The sequence below is a fragment of the Roseobacter sp. GAI101 genome (assembly GCF_000156335.1).
In the GTDB taxonomy this organism is placed as follows: domain Bacteria; phylum Pseudomonadota; class Alphaproteobacteria; order Rhodobacterales; family Rhodobacteraceae; genus Sulfitobacter.
Window position 1 is genome coordinate 148,883 of the sequence record NZ_DS999214.1, and the last position, 15,223, is coordinate 164,105.

At 60.3% G+C, this 15,223-nt stretch carries 15 protein-coding genes; 6 read left to right on the forward strand and 9 right to left on the reverse strand.

What is annotated here, in order from left to right; all coding sequences use genetic code 11:
* The coding region (gene tcuA / locus RGAI101_RS18660) for an FAD-dependent tricarballylate dehydrogenase TcuA (RefSeq protein WP_037230079.1) at positions 1-1,335 on the reverse strand (1,335 nt) is incomplete at its 3' end.
* Positions 1,336-1,395: 60 nt separating this feature from the next.
* Between tcuA and RGAI101_RS18665 the strand changes: the two genes are divergently transcribed.
* Genes RGAI101_RS18665 through RGAI101_RS18675 form a run of 3 tightly spaced genes read left to right on the forward strand, consistent with a single transcriptional unit; the run spans position 1,396 to position 3,769 of the window.
* Entirely contained in the window at positions 1,396-2,043 is a 648-nt protein-coding gene (locus RGAI101_RS18665) for a GntR family transcriptional regulator (RefSeq protein WP_008229720.1), read from the forward strand.
* Positions 2,043-3,080 carry an AbrB family transcriptional regulator gene (locus tag RGAI101_RS18670; protein ID WP_008229808.1) on the forward strand — a complete coding sequence of 346 codons (1,038 nt, stop codon included), beginning with the start codon at positions 2,043-2,045 and terminating at the stop codon, positions 3,078-3,080. Before RGAI101_RS18665 ends, RGAI101_RS18670 begins: the two co-directional genes overlap by 1 nt.
* A 2-nt stretch (positions 3,081-3,082) precedes the next feature.
* On the forward strand, positions 3,083-3,769 hold the full coding sequence (locus RGAI101_RS18675) for a transporter substrate-binding domain-containing protein (RefSeq protein ID WP_008229533.1): 687 nt from the start codon (positions 3,083-3,085) through the stop codon (positions 3,767-3,769).
* Here the strand turns inward: RGAI101_RS18675 and RGAI101_RS18680 are convergent.
* The 4 genes from RGAI101_RS18680 to RGAI101_RS18695 form a co-directional block, all read right to left on the reverse strand.
* Complete coding sequence (locus RGAI101_RS18680) at positions 3,760-4,728, reverse strand: D-2-hydroxyacid dehydrogenase family protein (RefSeq protein ID WP_008229865.1); 969 nt, start codon at positions 4,726-4,728, stop codon at positions 3,760-3,762. The two genes, RGAI101_RS18675 and RGAI101_RS18680, sit on opposite strands and share 10 nt — an antisense overlap.
* Before the next feature lie 31 nt (positions 4,729-4,759).
* Positions 4,760-5,851 carry a 4-oxalomesaconate tautomerase gene (locus RGAI101_RS18685; protein WP_037230180.1) on the reverse strand — a complete coding sequence of 364 codons (1,092 nt, stop codon included), beginning with the start codon at positions 5,849-5,851 and terminating at the stop codon, positions 4,760-4,762.
* Positions 5,848-7,875 (reverse strand): tripartite tricarboxylate transporter permease, encoded by a 2,028-nt coding sequence (locus tag RGAI101_RS18690; RefSeq protein ID WP_008229498.1) that lies wholly within the window; start codon positions 7,873-7,875, stop codon positions 5,848-5,850. Before RGAI101_RS18690 ends, RGAI101_RS18685 begins: the two co-directional genes overlap by 4 nt.
* Before the next feature lie 69 nt (positions 7,876-7,944).
* Complete coding sequence (locus RGAI101_RS18695; protein WP_157044749.1) at positions 7,945-9,051, reverse strand: tricarboxylate transporter; 1,107 nt, start codon at positions 9,049-9,051, stop codon at positions 7,945-7,947.
* A gap of 137 nt (positions 9,052-9,188) precedes the next feature.
* Between RGAI101_RS18695 and RGAI101_RS18700 the strand changes: the two genes are divergently transcribed.
* Genes RGAI101_RS18700 through RGAI101_RS18710 form a run of 3 tightly spaced genes read left to right on the forward strand, consistent with a single transcriptional unit; the run spans position 9,189 to position 12,364 of the window.
* Positions 9,189-9,863 (forward strand): response regulator transcription factor, encoded by a 675-nt coding sequence (locus RGAI101_RS18700; protein WP_008229624.1) that lies wholly within the window; start codon positions 9,189-9,191, stop codon positions 9,861-9,863.
* Positions 9,860-11,236 (forward strand): sensor histidine kinase, encoded by a 1,377-nt coding sequence (locus tag RGAI101_RS18705; RefSeq protein ID WP_008229495.1) that lies wholly within the window; start codon positions 9,860-9,862, stop codon positions 11,234-11,236. Before RGAI101_RS18700 ends, RGAI101_RS18705 begins: the two co-directional genes overlap by 4 nt.
* A 30-nt stretch (positions 11,237-11,266) precedes the next feature.
* Positions 11,267-12,364 (forward strand): alpha-hydroxy acid oxidase, encoded by a 1,098-nt coding sequence (locus RGAI101_RS18710; RefSeq protein WP_254655313.1) that lies wholly within the window; start codon positions 11,267-11,269, stop codon positions 12,362-12,364.
* Here the strand turns inward: RGAI101_RS18710 and RGAI101_RS18715 are convergent.
* Genes RGAI101_RS18715 through RGAI101_RS18730 form a run of 4 tightly spaced genes read right to left on the reverse strand, consistent with a single transcriptional unit; the run spans position 12,345 to position 15,171 of the window.
* Positions 12,345-13,160, reverse strand: coding sequence for an energy transducer TonB (locus tag RGAI101_RS18715; protein WP_008229673.1), 816 nt, complete (start codon positions 13,158-13,160; stop codon positions 12,345-12,347). The genes RGAI101_RS18710 and RGAI101_RS18715 overlap by 20 nt on opposite strands.
* Positions 13,157-13,630: a TonB system transport protein ExbD gene (gene exbD, locus RGAI101_RS18720; protein WP_008229781.1), complete on the reverse strand. Its 474-nt coding sequence runs from the start codon at positions 13,628-13,630 to the stop codon at positions 13,157-13,159. The genes RGAI101_RS18715 and exbD overlap by 4 nt, the downstream gene beginning before the upstream one ends.
* Before the next feature lie 4 nt (positions 13,631-13,634).
* On the reverse strand, positions 13,635-14,486 hold the full coding sequence (exbB, locus tag RGAI101_RS18725; protein ID WP_008229556.1) for a tonB-system energizer ExbB: 852 nt from the start codon (positions 14,484-14,486) through the stop codon (positions 13,635-13,637).
* Between the two features lies 1 nt (position 14,487).
* Positions 14,488-15,171: a Fe2+-dependent dioxygenase gene (locus tag RGAI101_RS18730; RefSeq protein ID WP_037230081.1), complete on the reverse strand. Its 684-nt coding sequence runs from the start codon at positions 15,169-15,171 to the stop codon at positions 14,488-14,490.
* Between the last annotated feature and the right edge of the window lie 52 nt (positions 15,172-15,223).

Here is a 15,223-nt window from a genome sequence, read left to right on the forward strand (position 1 = left end):
CCCGTCTTTCGAGATGACACTGCCGTCTGCATCGACTTTAAGTCCGCCGTAGGTGAATGTAATGCCCCCTGTGACGGGATAGGCACGGTATGGCCCTAGGTCGATTTTCTGTGCCCAGTTCGATTTGGGGGGCATCAGACCAACGGTTGCCTTGTGGTCCAGAACCGTCGGATCAAACGCAACATCCACATCAACGGCGTCATTATAGGCTGCCAGCGTCGCTGTTGCTGCCGACTGATCAACACCCGTCATCTGAGGCACGAGTTCCTCCAATGTGTCCGCTTCGACGAAATGGGCGTCGTGAAAGCGGTATTCGGCATAGAGCAGATCGAACACCTTGCTGTCGAACACCTGCCACGCGAACTGACCGGGCTGCTCGAGGATCGCGGCCCCGTATTGGGCATAGGTGTAGTTGCGGAAATTTGCCCCCTCATCGACAAAGCGATGCCCCTCGGCATTCAGCATCACACCAAGGAAATAGGAAATCTTGCGATAGTTCTTGCGCTCGCCGGGGGGCAGATCAAGGCCGCCGAAATCCGCCATATGCAGGTCCATCGGGGTGGCATGGCAACCCGCATAAAGGCCGTATTCCTGGGCACCGGCGGCAATCGCCATGGTCAGTCCGTCGCCAGTGTTATGCGGGGTGCCACGCACTTTGGCGGCTTTCCAGTTGGGGCCCATGTGTTTGATGCGCAACTCTTCGTTCGCCTCAAATCCGCCGGAGGCAAGGATGACCGCATCGGCCCGCAGCTCCTCATCGCCCACGCGGACGCCGGCGACACGGTCGCCCTCCATGATCAGGCCGGTCACGGCGCTGTTGTAGCGCACGGTTCCGCCCAAGCGCTCCACCGCGGCAAGTTCCATGTCAAAAAGGCCGACCCCTTCATTCTCGGCGGCCAGCGTCAGCCCGCCCCAAAAGACGTGCCGCCCGTCTTTCTCAAAGCTTTGACGGCTGTAGATCGGTTCAAATTTCACGTCATGCGAGGCCAGCCAGCGCATCGTCTCGCCCGATGTCGTAATCAGTGCATCCTGTTCATCCGACAGCGGACGCCCGTCGTTGAAACCCAAAAGGTCGCTGCCGAACTTGGCGACATCGTAGCTGCCGAAATCGGTATTTTCCAAGCGTGGATCATCGGGGTTGCGCAGAAGCGGCATCAGATCTTCGGCACCGTCGTAGGCAAAGCGCATGGCCCCAGCGGTGTATTTCGTATTGCCCCCTGCCAAAGCTTCGTCTGCCTTTTCCAGCAACGTCACCTGCGCACCCTTTTCCAGCGCTGCGATCGCAGCACAAAGGGCTGCGTTGCCTGTTCCGACGACTAAAACTGATTTTGACATTGGCTTTTCCTTTGAATGGTGACATTGTATCCAAGCGGATACAATTTGGACCTCCCTAAAATGCCCGACCACGAATTGCAAGACATGTCTCAGGGTGAAGTCGCCTATCACCGCCTGCACGAAGCCATCAGAACCGGGCAATTCCGTCCCGGCGACCGCCTGCGCGAAGTCGATGTGGCAAGCAAACTGTCCTTGTCCCGCACGCCGGTCCGCGAAGCGCTGCGCAAGCTTGAGAGCGACGGCATCGTCGAGCATCGCGCCCGTCTGGGGGCGGTGATCCGCACGTTATCGACGCCCGAAGTGGTCGAACTGTACGAGATGCGTCTGGTGCTGGAACGCACGGCTGCCGAAATGGCCGCAAAACACGCCAGCACCGCTGAAATCGATGTGATGGAAGACCTCAATGCCCAGATTGAAGCTGCTGGTCATGACTCACTGCGCGCTGCAGCGCTTAATCAGGATTTTCACCGCTGCATCTATCTGGCGACCCGCAACCGTTTCCTGGTGGATTCGGCCCGGGCGCTGAACAACGCCTTGATGTTGCTTGGCCCAACCACGCTGGATGACGAGGTGCGGATCAAGACCGTCAGCAGCCAGCATGCGCAGATCATCGCGGCGATACGTGCCGGCGACCAGAAAGCCGCAGGCGAAGCTGCCGATGCGCATTTGCAGACATCCCTGCGCCACAGGCTCAAGGTGATGCGCTGATGAAAGCCCAGATTTATGCCTTTGCCGTGGCAGGGTTCGGTGTTCTTGCCTTCAAACTTCTGCACCTGCCCCTGCCCTGGCTGCTGGGGCCCATCTTTGCCTGCCTGATTGCGGCGCTTGCGGGGCTGCCCATGCGCGGGATCAAGCTGGTCAACGAAGCGATGCGTACCATTCTTGGCGTCGCCGTGGGTGCGACATTTACAACGACCTTGCTTGTTTCAATGGGGGGGATGTGGCCGACCCTGCTGATGATCCCCGTCATGACCAGCTGTATCGGCCTGTTGGGCGTTGTCTATTTTCAGCGGCTTTGGGGGTTCGATTTTGCCACCAGTTACTATGCCTCTATGCCCGGCGGCCTGCAGGACATGCTGGTGTTCGGAGAGGAAGCGGGCGGCGATGTCCGGACCTTGTCGCTCATCCATGCGACGCGGGTCATGGTGATCGTCGTCGCCCTGCCCTTCTTGCTCTCGTGGATATGGAATGCCGATCTGACCAACCCACCGGGCGCACCGGCAGCGACGATCGGGGCCTCGCAGCTAGGTCTGATGGTATTTTGCGGGCTTGCCGGATGGCAGATCGCCAAACGCGCGGGCATGTTCGGCGCAACCATCCTTGGGCCGCTCCTGCTGGCTGCGGCGCTGGCGTTGGCAGGTATCTTGCAACACCGCCCCCCTGCGGAGGCAATATGGGCCGCGCAGTTCTTCATCGGCATGAGCGTGGGTTGCAAATACGCCGGGGTCACCATGGCCGAAGTACGCAAGACCGTCACGGCAGGGCTGGGCTTTTGCGTCATCCTGCTGATGCTCACCGTGGTCTTTGCAGAGACGATCCACCTTGCCGGGTTCGCCCCGCCAATGGAGACCATCCTTGCCTTTGCGCCGGGCGGCCAGGCCGAACTGACCGTTCTGGCCTTGATCGTGGGGGCGGATATGGCTTTCGTGGTGGCACATCACGTGCTGCGCATATTTGTGGTAATCTTGGGCGCACCGCTTTTTGCGCGCCTCCTTACGGCCAAAGTGCCAAATACAGGGGACTGAACATGCTGGAAGACTTGAAATCCTTGGCGCGCGATGGCGTCTTGCGGGTGGCCATCAACACCGGCAATCGTGCGTTGGTACAGCAAAGCGCCAATGGCCTTACGGGCGTCAGCCCCGCCCTCGCCCAACGGCTGGCAGATGAAATTGGTGCCCGGATGGAGCCGATCGTTTACAGCGGTGCAGGCAAGGTTTTTGACGATGCAGACCACGACAGATGGGATATCGGCTTTCTCGCGATTGACCCCATGCGCGCCCAAAAGATCGCGTTCACCCAGCCCTATATCGTGATTGAGGCGACCTACGCAGTCCGCGCCGCAGCGAAATTCGAAAGCGTGGAAGACGTAGACAAGACCGGCGTGCGGGTTCTGACCTCTACCGGTTCGGCCTATGACATGCATCTGACCAAGACACTGCGCCACGCCACGCTGGAACGTTGCGGCACGCCGCCCGAAAGCTTTGCCGAATTTCAGGCCGGCCGTTGTGACGTGGTGGCAGGGGTGCGTGCCTCGCTTGAAGGGGCCTTCGCACAGTCGCCTGACATACGCATTTTACCCGATGTCCTGACGTCGGTCCGGCAAGCAATGGTCTTGCCCCGGCACGACGACCCCAGAATCACCGCGCTGGATGATTTCGTGGCGCGCGCGATAAACGAAGGCTTCGTCGCGGCAGCGCAGCAGGACTATGGATAGACCTCGGGATTGATCATATGGATCGGTGCGCCTGAGGCATATGCGTTGATCTGATCGAAGATATCCGAGAATTGGAGGTCAAATTCGTCTTCCGTGACAAAGCCGATATGCGGGGTCGCCAGCACATTGGGGTGGGTCAGCAGGATGTGCGAAGTGTCCGTCAAAGGCTCGTGGTCAAACACATCGACCGCCGCATGCAGGCTCCCGCGCGCGACTTCGGCCTCAAGCGCGTCTGTCTCAACCAAGCCCGAGCGTGACGTATTCACGAACAACGCCCCAGGCTGCATCTGCGCCAGATCTGCCGCGGTGATCAGCCCGCGCGTCTCCGGCTTCATCCGGACATGCACGCTGACGATATCCGAACCCGCGAAAAACGCCTCGCGCGATGGGGCAACCGTTTCACCTGCCGCCTGCGCACGGGCGCGCCCCGCCTCGGACCCCCACCATTGCACCTTCAGCCCCAGAGCCTTGGCATATTCGGCAACAGCGCCTGCAATGCGCCCATAGCCATAAAGCCCAAGCGTTCTGCCGCGCAGCGTGCGGCCGACGCCCGCCTGCCACTGGCCCGCCTTGATCGACGCCACCTGCTGCGGGATCTGGCGAAAGCTGGCCAATATCAACGCCAGTGTATGTTCGGCCGCTGCATAGGACGGAGTATCCGACTGCATGTTCGAGCTGAGCAGCACATTATGCGCGGTACAGGCCGCAACATCGACATGAGGATAAACGCTGCGTTGTGAAATCAGCTTGAGGTTCGGCAAACGCGACAGCAGGTCCTCTCCGACCATCGTGCGTTCACGAAACAGCACCAACGCCTCTGCCTTTTGCACGCGCGCGGCCAGCTTTGCCGGATCGGGTTCGTGGTCCGTCCAGACGGTGACATCGTGACCGGCCAGTTTGTCAAAACACGGCAAGGCCCGAAGGGTATCGAACCAATCGTCGAGAATATGAACTTTCATAGGCGGTCGTAACGTCCCTTTATCAATCGGATCAAAACCCGGACCAAACCGATGCAGGGATAAACACCTCTCCTGCGGCAAGCTTTCGTGCAGTGCGCACCAGACCAGCTGATTTGATCTGAAAACCGTCTTCAGTTTGCGCGTAATCCACCAGCACGTCGATGGTACCGGAGGCATGTTCCAACGTGACATTCGCCGGCACTGCGGCCGGTTTCGCCGCCAGACCATCAGCCACGGTTCCCGGCGTCAGCACACAGGATGCAAGGCACTGTGCGCCTGTGACGGCCATGGTGGGATGGGTCTGCCATGGCATGAAATAGCGCGTGGCGATTGTGCCGCCTTGGGTCGCGGGGGCCAGCAGGCCGAATTTCGGCGTCACGGACTTGGACACATCGCCCATCCCCATCAGCGCCCCAGCCTTGAGGCGCAGCGCTTCCATGCGGGCAAAGAAATCGCGGTTTTCATCCAGTTCGGCGGCTGTTTCATAACCCGTCAGGCCAAAGCTGCTGGCCTTTGCGATGACCATCGGCATGGCCACGTCCATGCAGGTGACCTCGATCCCGTCGATGACATCAACCAGATTTCCGGTCGGCAGGAACGCACCGGTGACGCCCCCCACAGTTTCCATGAATTGCAGGGCCACGGGGGCGGAAGTGCCGGGCACTCCGTCGATCTGCGCGTCACCTTCATAGCTCACGACGCGTTCTGGCGTCTGCACGATGGCCGTGACGCGGGCTTCGGTATTGACCGCACGGATGTTCACCTGCGTTTCGCCGTCCTGGGCCGGGACCAGACCCATTTCGATGGCAGCAGGGCCGACGCCCGATAGGATGTTGCCACAGGTGGGTTTGAAATCGACCAGGCGGTCCTCGACGCTGACCTGGGCAAAGAAGTAGTCCACATCGGCCCAATCATCCTCTGATCTGGACAGCATCGCGACCTTGGTCGTCACCGCTGCACCGCCGCCGATGCCGTCGATGTTTAGCGGATGACCGGAGCCAACCATGGCGATCAGCACTTTTGCCAAGACGTCTAGGTCCCCGGGCAGGTCGGCGCGGTTAAGGTAAGGACCGCGAGACGTCCCGCCGCGCATGAAGAGATATGGAATTGCTGTCTGGGTCATGTGAAAGGCCATGGTAAAGTGAAAAATTCTTGCAAAAGCCCTGGCGGGAAATCGCGGTTAAGCATCCATGCCATGCCGCAGATGAAAGCGATACCAGCGGCGGTGTACCCTGCCGCGAATATCAGGCTCATCCGTGCGCGGATGACCATGAAGCTGAACAGGAAGATCGCCAGCGCAAGGATGAAGCCCAGCAAGGATGTCAACAACAGCAAGGCTGCAAACCAGCCCAGTGTCGACCAAAGTCCATGAGTTGCACTGGCATCTTCTCCGTCCATTTCACGGTCGGCAAAGATCGTATCGTTTTCGGGCTTTAGCATCATCTGCAAGATCAGGAAAGCACATCCCACCAGACAAACGCTTGAAACGAAGATCGGGAAGGTCCGGTCGCGGCTGTAGCTGGGGATAGCACTTGCATCAAGCAGGGCGTAAACGATGAAAGCGGTGACCAGCAGCATGAATACGAGTGGCGCGCGCTTTGATCCGGCCTGCACGTCGCCTTCGGCCATCATGTGTTTCGCCTGCCGCAACCCCAGCACGACTGAAATCACTGTGATGATCAGCAAGATGATGACAATCGGCGAAAAGATGTAATCGATCCCGTCGCCAAAGCTTTTGCGGAACTGCGATTGCGCAATCTGGACCGCCTGGTTGGCATAGGTTTCTGCCGGAGTCGACAGCACGAAACCGATCAGGAAAGCCGGACGCGACCAGTCAAAGCGGCGCATCAGGATGCCCAGAAATCCGATCGCGAACAGGGCCACCAGATCCATCAGGTTCTGACCCGACTGGAAGGCGGCAAAGCTGATGATCATGAACAGGAACGGTGCCAGAAGCACGAAGCGGATCGTTGTCAGTTTGGCGATCCCGCCGGAGGCGGCAATGCAGATGACCGTACCCACCACATTGGCCAGGGCCAGCAACCACACGATCGCATAGGTGATATCAAGGTTGTTCTTCAACATAGCCGGTCCGACTTCGATCTGGCCCGAGCCAAGCAACGCAATCGCCCCGATGAAGATCGCCATCGACCCCGATCCGGGAATGCCGAACAGCAGCGTCGGCACCAGTCCGCCGCCCTCCTTGGCGTTGTTCGAGCTTTCCGGCCCGATTACGCCGCGCACTTCACCTTTGCCAAAGTTTGATTTGTCTTTCGTGGTTTGCACCGCATGGCCATAGGCGATCCAGTCGACGACAGACCCGCCAAGGCCCGGAATAACACCGACGATCACCCCGATGATGGAACAGCGCACCGACAGCCAGATGTTGGCGAACCAGTCGCGCACGCCGTCGATCCAGCCGCCCCCGATCTGGGGTTCCTGACTGATGGCGCGGTCCTGGCGCAGCAGGGAAATGATTTCGGGGATGGCAAAGATGCCAAGGCCCACGATGACCAGTTTCAGACCATCGGTCAGATAGGGGTAGTCATACGACGACATGCGCAAATCGCCTGACGATGCCCCCTCTCCGATGGTGCCGATTAGCATGCCAAGGCCTGCCGCAACGATCCCCTTGATTGCGACGCGACCCGCGAGAATACCGACCATGGACAAGCCGAAAATGGTGATCATCAACAATTCCGGCGTGCGGAATTCCAGCACGATCGGTCGCGCGATCAGGATGAAGATGGTCAGAAAGCTGGCACCGACCAACCCGCCGAACAAGGACGAGGCGAAGGCGGCAGAAAGCGCGCGCGCGGCCATTCCGTTCTTGGCCATCGGAAAGCCGTCGAGCACCGTAGCCTGGCTGGCCGATGAGCCCGGTATCCCCATCAGGACCGACGCAAAAGTGTCAGACGTTGGCACCACCGCGACCATACCGATCATCAAGGCCAGCCCCAGGATCGGGTCCATCCCGAACATGAACGGCAGCAGCAACGACAGTCCTGCGATGCCGCCCAGACCGGGGAACACGCCGATGCAAAGGCCCATAAGGACACCCATCACCAGATATCCCAAAACGACAGGTTGCAGTATCAGCGCCCACGCGTCGCCGAATGCAGGCAGCGCCTCCATGATGACTTCCATGAAATGATCCTCCCACTTTCCTTGGGAAAACGCCCCGCCACGGCTGGCGGGGCGTTCAAAAAGGAAAGCTTAGTTCAGCGAAACGCCGTATTTTTCCTGCAGCCAGTTCACGATGAACGCCTTGGCTTCGGGGCTGACCTTGGTACCGCTGTCCATGGTCGTCTTGGCCGCTTTGCCGGTCATCTGCGGATATTTACCCAGACGCTTGCCCGAGATTTCGGCAAAATCGGCACGTGCCTTTACGGCTTCGAATGCCGCCGTATAGGTCGCGATGGCATCGGCCGGCGCACCTTGTGGCAGAAATACCATCTTTTGGGCGGGGAAACCGGCGATAAAGAAGGCTTTCCATGCATCCCATTTCTCGCCCGAGGTTTCGCAACCTTCCGTGGCTTCGCAGACTTCCTTGAACGTCGGAATGTCAGGGAAGGTCGGATCACGCACGATATCACCCGCGTCGTTCAAGGACCCCCAGGTCATCATCGGCACGGCCGTGCCTGCCTCGACCAGCGGCGTTACACCGGACAGGTAGGAGGACGAGGTTTGGTAATCAATGTTCGCTTCGCCGCGTTCAAACATCAGACGGCCGTCACCGCGCCCCTTGATGCCCATCACGCTTTCGACGTTCAGGCCCAGCATTTCCCATGCCAAAGTCGGGACCAGATCAAGACGGGTCGCACCTTGGTTGCCATAGATGAAATCCGTGTCCCGCAGGCCGGCGGCATTCATGCCATCCATCTTTGCAGCAAGCTCTGGCGGCAGATAGGCAACGCCACCTGTGCCCGAGGCCAGCACGACATTCCAGTCGGAGTATTCGAATTTCACGCGCGGATCACCCAGAAGGTACGGGAATTGCGTGGACCCGGACGACCCGAAGATCAGCGTGCCGTCTTCGTATGTCTGCTCCTGAAAATAGTTGGCCCCTTTGGTCGATCCGGCACCTGGCATGAATTTCACGACGACTGTGGGCTGGCCCGGCAGGGCCTCGGACAGCAGGGGTGCGTAGAAATTGGCCCATTTTGCCGATCCGCCTGTTTCGGAGAAGGGGATGATCCATTCGACGGTCTTTCCCGCCAGATCGATCCCGTGGCTCTCGGCATTTGCCTGAAGCCCGAATGTTGCAGCGGCCGCGGCCACAAGGCCCATGGCCACGCGGCGCGTGGTTTTGATAGTAGACATATAGTCCTCCCGGTTTTTACAACCCCCTCTCCCAAAGGGGCCAAAATAGAATCATGCAGGGGCGTCCGACCCCAGTTGATCTCCCCCATCTGACCTGCGAACCTTGCATCAGACTTGCATGGACGGAATAAACTTGAATGCGGATCACTTTGGTCGAAGATAATCAGAGCCTAGCCAAAGGCATCACCTACCGGCTTGAGGACGCAGGCCATGCTGTCGATACGCTGCATAACGGCGACGCGGCACAGGATTACCTGAAAGATGACGGTGCCGACCTCGTGATCCTCGACATCAACTTGCCGGGGACGGACGGGCTTACGCTTCTGGCACAGATGCGCAAACGCAATGATGCGCGCCCGGTCATTCTGCTGACGGCACGGGCGGATACCGATGACTGTGTTGCGGGTCTGGATGCGGGGGCGGATGACTACCTGATCAAACCCTTCGAGATGGCCGAGCTCGAGGCGCGGGTGCGCGCGTTGCTGCGCAGGCGGGCCATTCCGCAGCAGCAATTGCGCGCCGTCGGTGCCTTGCACTTCGATCCGGTTGCGCGACAATTGTTCGACCAGCAGACCGAGCTTGATCTGCCGCGGCGTGAAATGTCCGTATTTGAATGTCTCTTGGCCGCAGACGGGCGCCTTGTGTCGAAAAGTGCCGTGCTGGACCATGTCTACGGGATCGGGGCCGATATCGAGGAAACCGTGGTCGAGGTCTATATTTCGCGCCTGCGCGGCAGGCTGAAGCCGCATGGGATCGTGATCCAGACACGCCGCGGCCTTGGCTATCAGATGTCTGCCAAGGCAGACCCATGAAACCGAATTCGCTGCGGGCGCGATTGATCCTGATCATTTTGCCGCCGCTTCTGGTAATCTCCCTCGTGGCTGCAATCTGGCAATTCCACAATACCACCATCCGCGCCGAAAGCATCTTTGATCGCGGGTTGCTGTCGGCTGCGCTTGCCATATCGCGGGACGTGGCGGTGTCCGATGGCGACGCGATCAGCCCGTCGACCCGACGGCTTTTGAACGATACCTCGGGCGGGGCCATATTCTATCACGTCTATGCCCCTGACGGCGTATTCGTCACTGGCTATTCCACACCACCGATGATGCCGCCGTCAGCGCCCAAGGAAATTACCGATCCCTACTATTACAATGGCAGCTATCAGGGGGAAAACGTCCGCGTCCTGCGCTTTCAGGACGGTACAGTCGTCAGCGGTGTGGCGGGCGTGTTCAACATCACCGTCTGGCAGAATGCGGATGTGCGCAACAGCTTCGTGCGCGATGTGCTGTCGCGCTCCTTCGCCGTGATCGCTCTTTTGGTGACAAGCGTCGCGGTGGTGGTCTGGTTTGGCGTCGGGCTGGGCCTGCGCCCGCTGCTTGACCTTGAACAAGCCATCGCCAAGCGCACGCCCAGCGAACTTGAACCGATCCGCCGCCCCGTCCCCGCCGAAGCGCAAGGTCTGGTCACGACCCTGAACGCACTGCTCCACCGCGTCTCGCGCCGGATCAGCTCAAAGGACGAATTCATTTCAAACGCCGCCCATCAGCTTAGGAACCCCGTCGCCGGTGTTCTGGCCCTTGCCGAGGCGGTTCAGAACGCGCCGAACGCCAAAGCCGTGAAAGAACGCAGTGCAGAACTGGTTCAAGCCGCAAGAGACGCCAGTGATCTTACGAACAAGCTGCTGTCGTTCGAGCGGGCAAGCGGAACGGATATCCTGCGCGCCGGTTTGCCTGTCGATCTCAAGGCGTTCATCCGCAATGTCGGGACGGCGTTCAATCAGCAATTCCCCGATCACGAGGTGCGACTGACTTATGTCCTGCCCTCTGCCGATGTCACCGTTCAGGGCGACGAAGTGATGCTGCACGAAGCTGTCCTTAACCTGCTGACCAATTCCATCATCCATGGCGGCGCGCAGGTGTCGTGCATCACACTGGACCTGTCAGTGGATCAATCCAACGCGATTATTCTGGTCACCGATGACGGCGTAGGTATTCCCGCGGACAAGCACATCCAGGCCCTGAGCCGGTTCAGCCAGGCCGGAGGGGGACCCGGCAGCGGGCTGGGACTGCCCATTGCGGCACGCGTGCTTGGCAACCACGATGGCAGCCTCGAGATACTGGACAACCCATCGGGCATGTCGATCAAACTGACCTTGCCGCTGGCAGAAGATAGCGCGATTTAACGGCTGTTGTCGCTTGTGGAGAGTGCTGATTTGCGCGATCCTGACGGCATGCCAGTGACCCTTTCAGATTTCGAAATCGACGCCGCCGGTCGGTTGTCCGCAGATCTTCTTGCCTACCTTGAGGGCGGTGCGGAGGCCGGGCAGAGCGTGACCGAAAACCGCGCTGCGTTTGGTCGGATCGGGTTGTTGCCAAAACTTCTGTCGCCGTGTGCCGGCGGACATACCCGGACAACCATATTGGGAAAACAGGCCCCGCATCCCATCATGGTCGCACCCATGGCGTTCCAGAATCTTTTCCACCCGCAGGGCGAAAGTGCAACGGCGATGGCCGCTGCGGCCCAGGACGCGACGATGGTGCTAAGCTGTCAAACCAGCACCCCGCCAGAGGACATTGCCACCATCCCGGGCCGTCGCTGGTTTCAGCTTTATATGCAAGCCGATCACGAGGCGACGATGGCGCTGGTGACCCGTGCCGTTGACTGTGGTGCCGACGCTCTGGTCGTCACGCTTGATGCGCCGATCAATGGGTTGCGCGACCGCGAGGTTGCTGCCGGGTTCACCCTGCCCGATGATGTCCGTCCCGTGATGCTGGATGTTCTGCCGCAACCGCCGCGCCCGCACCTGCGCGACGGGCAAAGCGTGGTTTTCGACGGGATGATGGTGTTTGCCCCGACCGCCGATGATCTGGCACGGCTGATTGCCGACAGCCCGGTTCCGGTGATCGTAAAGGGATGCCTGCGCCCTGCGGATGCAACGCGCCTGATCGACCTGGGCGCGCAGGGCATCATCGTCTCGAACCACGGGGGCCGCGTGCTGGATACCGTGCCTGCGCCAATCACCCAACTGGCGGCAGTGGTGGATGCCGTGGCAGGTGCTGTGCCGGTCTATGTCGATGGCGGCATCCGGCGGGGCAGCGATGTGTTCAAAGCGCTCGCCCTGGGGGCCCAAGCGGTTCTGGTCGGACGCCCCGTCATGCACGGGTTGATCGTCGATGGGCCGCGCGGGGCCAGCCAGGTGCTTCGCCGCCTGCGCGACGAGCTTGAGGTGACGATGGCCCTGTGCGGCTGTGCGACCGTTGCCGATATCACGCCGGATCTTCTGACGGGATTCAGCGGAACCGGTAGCTGATCGGGATGGCGAGGTTGAAAGGTCCCGCCCCCATTGCAGCCGGGGGCGCTGGCAGCGTTTTCTGCCGGTCGAAAATATCAAGCGCGGCTTTGTCGAGAACCGGCCAGCCGGAGGATTTCGACACCTCGCGCGCTTTGATCTGACCATAGTGATCCACGGTAAAAGCAACCGTCGTGGTGCCTTCGGCGCGGGCTTCGCGCGCGCGGCGCGGATAATCCTTGCCAGCGTTCAGGGCCAGAACCAATGACTTTTGCCAATCGGTAATCTCAGCCCGTTCTGCATCGGTCAGCCCCTGTTTCTTGGCCGCAGTCTGGGATTTCTCATCCTGACCTGCGCTGGCCTCGGGCGCGGCGGCAGTGCTTTGCGGGGCGTTTTCGGTTTGGGTCTCTTCCTGGATTTCGCTCGGAACTTCGGTGGCGTCCTTTTCGGTTTCGACCTCTTGGTCGGGGTTGGCGATTTTGAATTGCAACTCGGGATCATCCGGCGCGCGCGGCACCTGCGCCAAAATCGGATCGTTCGACGCCTTCGCCTCTTCGCGCTCGGCGGGGCTGTCCAATGTGGCCTTGCTGTCCTCGGCGGGGGCCCCGTCGGGCAGGTTGGTTTCCGGTGCGGCGATGATCATTTCGACTTCGGCCAGATCAATCAGTTCGCGCCCTTGAATGCCGGTCTCCTTTGGCGGCTCAAGCGCGGCAGCCTGGGTCAGCCACAAGGCGACCAAGGCTCCATGCACGCCGATGCTGAGGCCAGCACCAAGGTACAGACCCATGCCGGAAGAAGGCGCGTAGGCAAAGCTCATTCAGAGGCACCCTTGGCAGGCGTTTCAGCCAGAGGTGCCGCAGGTGACGGGCTGCCCTCATCCTCGAGGCCGACCAATCCAATCTTGAGATAGCCTTCACTGCGCATCCTGTTCATCACGGCCATCACTTCGCCATAAGGAACCGAGCGGTCGGCGTTGATGTAGATACGCGTATCTAAATTCAACTTGGTCAACATACCCAACTGCATGTTCAGGTCCTCCAGCGACACGTCCCCTTCTCCCACGCTCAGGCTAAGGTCCTGATGTATCGTCACGAATACGGGCTCCTCGGGGCGCGGTGCGGGGGTGCCCGTAGCGACGGGAAGTTCTACGTTCACATCGACCGTGGACAGCGGGGCTGCGACCATGAAGATGATCAGCAGCACCAGCATCACGTCGATGAACGGGGTGATGTTGATATCGGCATTGGGGGCAAGGTCGTCGCCACCGTCTGAAAGTCGTACAGCCATCAGATCACTCCGCCGCAAGACGCGAAAGGCTGGCCGGAACAGGTACCGCAGTATCCGCACGATCCAGATCGCGCGACAGACAGCGTTCGACCAATGCCGCGACATCACCGATCCGGGCGCGGTAGCCGGACACGATGCGGGTGACGTGGTTGTACAGCAGCACTGCCGGAATCGCGGCGACCAGACCGATGGCCGTGGCCAGCAGCGCCTCGGCGATACCGGGGGCCACAACGGACAGGCTGGTACTGCCACTTTCCGCGATGCCGATAAAGCTGTTCATGATGCCCCAGACCGTGCCGAACAATCCGATAAACGGTGCCGTGGATCCGATGGACCCAAGCACCATCGCACCCGATTGCATGGACCGCGCAGCTCCTGTTTCGATCCGCGAAAGCTCTGACGCGACCCGTTCCTTGATGCCAGCCTTGTTCATTCCGCCGGATCGCGCGACTTCGGCCTGCGCTGCCTGCACCATGACGCGCACCGGTCCCGCATAGATCGCCGCATCTGTGCCTTCCAGCGCGCCCTGTTTCGCCAACCGTTTGTAAGAGCGGCGCAGCCGGCCGTTCGCCCATTTGACCTGCAACAGCTTGCCCGCCCAGACAGTCCAGCCCAGGACCGATGCGATCGCCAGACCGAACATCACGGCTTTGACCACGATATCGGCCCCCATGAACATGGCCAGCGGCGAATGGCCACCACTTTGCGCCGCGACGCGCATCGGCTCTGCCAGCGCGGGCCCGAACCACTGTTCAGCCGCATTGATCAGGGCGACATTGACCGACGCCGTGTCCGCTGATGCAATTTCCGGGGCCGCGACAAGGGCCGCTGTGACAAGGATGGTTTGGTATTTCATTTTACGTCTCTGCCCATTGCCGGATGAGGTTGTGATAGATGCCCGTCAATCGAACGGCCGTGGGGGCGTTGAGCCCCTCGGCCGCGGACAAGTCCTGAATGGATTGATCAAGGTCGAACAGGATCTCGCGCTGGCCCCCGTCGCGGATCATTGACTGGACCCAGAAAAACGACGCCACCCGCGCGCCACGTGTCACCGGCGTGACCTGATGCAACGACGTAGAGGGATAGAGCACACAGTGCCCCGCAGGCAGCTTGACCGATTGGGTGCCGTAATTATCCTCGATCACCAACTCGCCGCCGTCATAGTCTTCGGGGTCGTTCAGAAACAGCGTGCAGGACAGATCGGTGCGCAGCCGCTGGCCTGTCTGCGGATTGACGCGGATCGCATTGTCGACATGCACGCCGAAAGTTTCGGTGGTCTCGTAACGGTTGAACATCGGTGGCAGCACATGCAGCGGCAGTGCGGCAGACACCCAGGTCGGGTTGGACATCAACCGCTGCAACACCAGCGTTTGCAGATCGGGCAGGACGGGGCTGTCCAGGGGGATCTGCTGGTTCCGCTTGGTTTGCGCGGATTGGGTGCCCGCGGTCGCGCGACCGTCAGCCCACGCAGCATCGCCAAGCACAGCCATGATCCTGGAGACCTCGTCAGGGGACAGTATATTTTCGACGCAGACCAACATGGCTGTATCCTTTCGGGAGAAGGTGTCAGGCGGCACCATCGGCCGCCTGACC

Bases quoted from the DNA above. Each gene is read 5' to 3' on its own strand.
- RGAI101_RS18665 (WP_008229720.1), top strand. From the start codon at position 1,396: ATGCCCGACCACGAATTGCAAGACATGTCTCAGGGTGAAGTCGCCTAT.
- RGAI101_RS18670 (WP_008229808.1), top strand. From the start codon at position 2,043: ATGAAAGCCCAGATTTATGCCTTTGCCGTGGCAGGGTTCGGTGTTCTT.
- RGAI101_RS18675 (WP_008229533.1), top strand. From the start codon at position 3,083: ATGCTGGAAGACTTGAAATCCTTGGCGCGCGATGGCGTCTTGCGGGTG.
- RGAI101_RS18680 (WP_008229865.1), bottom strand. From the start codon at position 4,728: ATGAAAGTTCATATTCTCGACGATTGGTTCGATACCCTTCGGGCCTTG.
- RGAI101_RS18685 (WP_037230180.1), bottom strand. From the start codon at position 5,851: ATGACCCAGACAGCAATTCCATATCTCTTCATGCGCGGCGGGACGTCT.
- RGAI101_RS18690 (WP_008229498.1), bottom strand. From the start codon at position 7,875: ATGGAAGTCATCATGGAGGCGCTGCCTGCATTCGGCGACGCGTGGGCG.
- RGAI101_RS18695 (WP_157044749.1), bottom strand. From the start codon at position 9,051: ATGTCTACTATCAAAACCACGCGCCGCGTGGCCATGGGCCTTGTGGCC.
- RGAI101_RS18700 (WP_008229624.1), top strand. From the start codon at position 9,189: ATGCGGATCACTTTGGTCGAAGATAATCAGAGCCTAGCCAAAGGCATC.
- RGAI101_RS18705 (WP_008229495.1), top strand. From the start codon at position 9,860: ATGAAACCGAATTCGCTGCGGGCGCGATTGATCCTGATCATTTTGCCG.
- RGAI101_RS18715 (WP_008229673.1), bottom strand. From the start codon at position 13,160: ATGAGCTTTGCCTACGCGCCTTCTTCCGGCATGGGTCTGTACCTTGGT.
- exbD (WP_008229781.1), bottom strand. From the start codon at position 13,630: ATGGCTGTACGACTTTCAGACGGTGGCGACGACCTTGCCCCCAATGCC.
- exbB (WP_008229556.1), bottom strand. From the start codon at position 14,486: ATGAAATACCAAACCATCCTTGTCACAGCGGCCCTTGTCGCGGCCCCG.
- RGAI101_RS18730 (WP_037230081.1), bottom strand. From the start codon at position 15,171: ATGTTGGTCTGCGTCGAAAATATACTGTCCCCTGACGAGGTCTCCAGG.